This window comes from Rhodoferax sp. U2-2l, from assembly GCF_020594515.1.
GTDB lineage: Bacteria > Pseudomonadota > Gammaproteobacteria > Burkholderiales > Burkholderiaceae_C > Rhodoferax.
Genome location: NZ_JAJCTH010000035.1, coordinates 1 through 2770 on the forward strand (window position 1 = coordinate 1; position 2770 = coordinate 2770).

At 58.0% G+C, this 2770-nt stretch carries 4 protein-coding genes; all 4 read right to left on the reverse strand.

All coding sequences use genetic code 11. From position 1 onward, the window contains the following. Positions 1 to 40 precede the first annotated feature (40 nt). Positions 41 to 262: a hypothetical protein gene (locus tag LHU53_RS19535; protein ID WP_227334457.1), complete on the reverse strand. Its 222-nt coding sequence runs from the start codon at positions 260 to 262 to the stop codon at positions 41 to 43. Positions 263 to 282: 20 nt separating this feature from the next. Beyond that, complete coding sequence (locus tag LHU53_RS19540) at positions 283 to 1866, reverse strand: IS66 family transposase (RefSeq protein ID WP_227334458.1); 1584 nt, start codon at positions 1864 to 1866, stop codon at positions 283 to 285. Between the two features lie 82 nt (positions 1867 to 1948). After that, positions 1949 to 2290: an IS66 family insertion sequence element accessory protein TnpB gene (tnpB, locus tag LHU53_RS19545; protein ID WP_227334459.1), complete on the reverse strand. Its 342-nt coding sequence runs from the start codon at positions 2288 to 2290 to the stop codon at positions 1949 to 1951. After that, positions 2287 to 2697 (reverse strand): transposase, encoded by a 411-nt coding sequence (locus LHU53_RS19550; protein ID WP_227334460.1) that lies wholly within the window; start codon positions 2695 to 2697, stop codon positions 2287 to 2289. The genes tnpB and LHU53_RS19550 overlap by 4 nt, the downstream gene beginning before the upstream one ends. Positions 2698 to 2770: the final 73 nt, after the last annotated feature.

The window sequence follows — 2770 nt, forward strand, 5'->3', positions numbered from 1 at the left end:
GTAAGCGTCCAGCCGTGCCACCTTGACGGCGCGTCCTGAATCAGTCGCCGTTTATTTCGTCGACGATTTCATCATCGGCGTAGAACTTCCCAATGGCTTTGTCGAGTCTCTTGAGTAACGCGTTCAGGGTTTCGCTTTCCCGGCGAACCAGCATCGCGACGGCGTTGTGGCTGTCGGCGGCGGTAGCCGCGCATTCGATCGGGTAGATCGCGCCAATGGTAATGTTGCCGCCATCAGTGATCAGTGCTTCGATATTCTTCATACATCAGCATTGTGCTGGCATCAACCTGGCTGCCACCGATGCGGAAGCAATTCTTCGATGCGACTGTTCATGTGTGATGGCAGTCTCGTCAGCACGTCTTTGAGATAAGCCCACGGGTCATGCCCGTGCAGTTTTGCTGATTGCAGCAAGCTCATCACGACGGCTGCACGTTGACCAGCCAGTTCACTGCCGGCGAAGAGCCAGGCCTTTCTGCCCATCGCCCAAGGCCTGATCAGATTCTCGATATGGTTGTTATCGATCTGAACAGCGCCGTTGTCCAAGTAGGCCGTCAGTGCATCCCAACGGTTCAGACTGTATGCAATCGCCTTGGCTGTTGCGCTGCCCTCGGGCACGCGTTGCCTCTCCAGTTTCAGCCACTCGTGCAGATCCTTGCAGAGTGGCTTTGCACTGGACTGCCTGGTTTCGTGCCGGTCTTCAGCCGAGAAGCCTTTGATTTCGCGCTCGATTTTGTACAGCGCTGCAATGCGCTGTATTGCCTGCGTGCCCACCGGACTCAGGTTGTCCTTGACCAGTTCATCAAACTTGCGGCGCGCATGTGCAAGACAACCCGCACCAATGCGGCGTTCTTCCTCCATGACTTTGTCGTAGCCGCCATATCCGTCGCAGACCAGCGTGCCCGACCAGCCCTTCAGGAATTCAAGCGGATACTTTGCCCCTCTGCCCAGGCAGAATTCATACACCACACCTGGTGAAACATCAAAGCCACTTCTCGCATAGGCCCAGATATAGGCCCGTTTCGTCTTCCCCGCTCCAGGGTCCAGCATGGCCACGGGCGTCTCGTCGGCATGGACCACGGCACAACTGAGAACAAACTTCCGGTGCGCCGCATACAGGGGCAGCAATGCTGAACCTGCCTGGCCAGACCACGACGCCAGCGTTGAGCGCGGTGTGTGAACGCCGGATCGGGCGTTGATCTGTTCCTGGCGGTAGTACGGAATATGGTCAACGAAACGGCTCACGGTGGTGTACGCCACCAGACCGGCCGTGGGCATGCCCTTGTCAATCACTTGCGGATCCACAGGCTCTTGAATCAGGGTCTGGCAGCACTTGCAGGCCCATTTGCCACGAATGTGGCGGTGCACGAAGAACTGTGCCGGAACGATATCCAGGCGCTCGCTCACGTCTTCGCCAATACGCACCATGGCTTGGCCGCATCCACATGTCGTGTTCTCTGGCTCATGGTGGTGGTCTACCCATTTGAGGTGCTCGGGCAAGGCTTGGCGTTTGGGTTTGCGACGGGTGTCGGCGTCAGCAGTGGTGTCCGGCACCTTGCATGCCGCCTTCAGCGCTGCGAGTTGGGCTTGCAGGTCTGCCTGGTCGGCAGCCAGCGTTTCTTCAAACAACTGGCGCTGCTCGGCATTCATGCGTTCGGTCTTGGCATCAAAGCGCCAGGCCTTCAGACGGCGAAGCTCAAACATGATGCTCTGAATCTTGGCGTCCTTGAACTGGATGGCCTGCGCCTGAGATTCGATTTGCCGGCTCTGCTCACCAAGGTGTGCCAGCACGTGGGCGGCCAATTCGGCGGCGCCGGCGGGGCTCAGACCGACAAAGTCTTGGGGGCTGAGTTCATGCACGCTGAGCATGTTTGTATTGTGCAAAATCCAAATAAAAAAGAGAATTAGGGCATCCTCCAATTGCCCTTTTTGCAGCGTTAAAGGACAGTTCCTACACCCGCGTAATGGACTGCATTTGTTCCAGTCGGCTCCATGGAAGGCCCAGCACCAGGGCGTCGAATTGCTGCTTGGTCAGCGTGATGGAGGTGGCCATATCGGCGCCGCCACGTGGCCATTCAAACCCGCCTTGGTTGAGCCGCCGGGCCGCACACCACATACCAAAGCCATCGTGCAGCAGCAGTTTCATTCGATTGCCCCGCGCGTTGGCAAACAGGTAACCATGATGGGCCTGGGCTGCACCGAACACCTGCACCACCCGAGCCAACAAGCGTTCCGTTCCCATGCGCATGTCTATCGGGGCAGTTGCCAGCCAGAGTGCGTCGATGCGGATCATCGCAGCCACTCGCGCAGCCAGACACCACAATCGTCTGCCAGTTCACTCGGCCATGTCACAGTGACCTTGCCGCCTGCACGTTGAATCTCAACGCGGATGCCCTGCGCTACCGCGACTTGGTCGGTGGTGGGTTGAACGCACTTTGAGAGACTTGGGCCAACCCTTGGTGATGGTGGCAGTTGCAGTGGTACAAATGCTGAGGCTCCTCTGTGCAGTTCGATCAGTTCCAGGCGCTGTCGATCCTCCCGTATCCATCGGTGCACCATGTTCGGGTTGATGCCGTGACCCAATGCAACGCCTGCAAGCGATGTGCCTGGCTGGCGACATTGCTCCAGCACAGATGTCTTGAACTCGGCGCTGTACTCGCGCCGCCGGGGTCGCTCTACTGTCGATATTTGATTCATCATCTCCACGATCTCCTTCGTGGGGACGATGCCTGATCATCTGCATCGACTCAATATGGGATGCCCAGCCGCATAC

Bases quoted from the DNA above. Each gene is read 5' to 3' on its own strand.
- LHU53_RS19535 (WP_227334457.1), bottom strand. From the start codon at position 262: ATGAAGAATATCGAAGCACTGATCACTGATGGCGGCAACATTACCATT.
- LHU53_RS19550 (WP_227334460.1), bottom strand. From the start codon at position 2,697: ATGATGAATCAAATATCGACAGTAGAGCGACCCCGGCGGCGCGAGTAC.
- tnpB (WP_227334459.1), bottom strand. From the start codon at position 2,290: ATGATCCGCATCGACGCACTCTGGCTGGCAACTGCCCCGATAGACATG.
- LHU53_RS19540 (WP_227334458.1), bottom strand. From the start codon at position 1,866: ATGCTCAGCGTGCATGAACTCAGCCCCCAAGACTTTGTCGGTCTGAGC.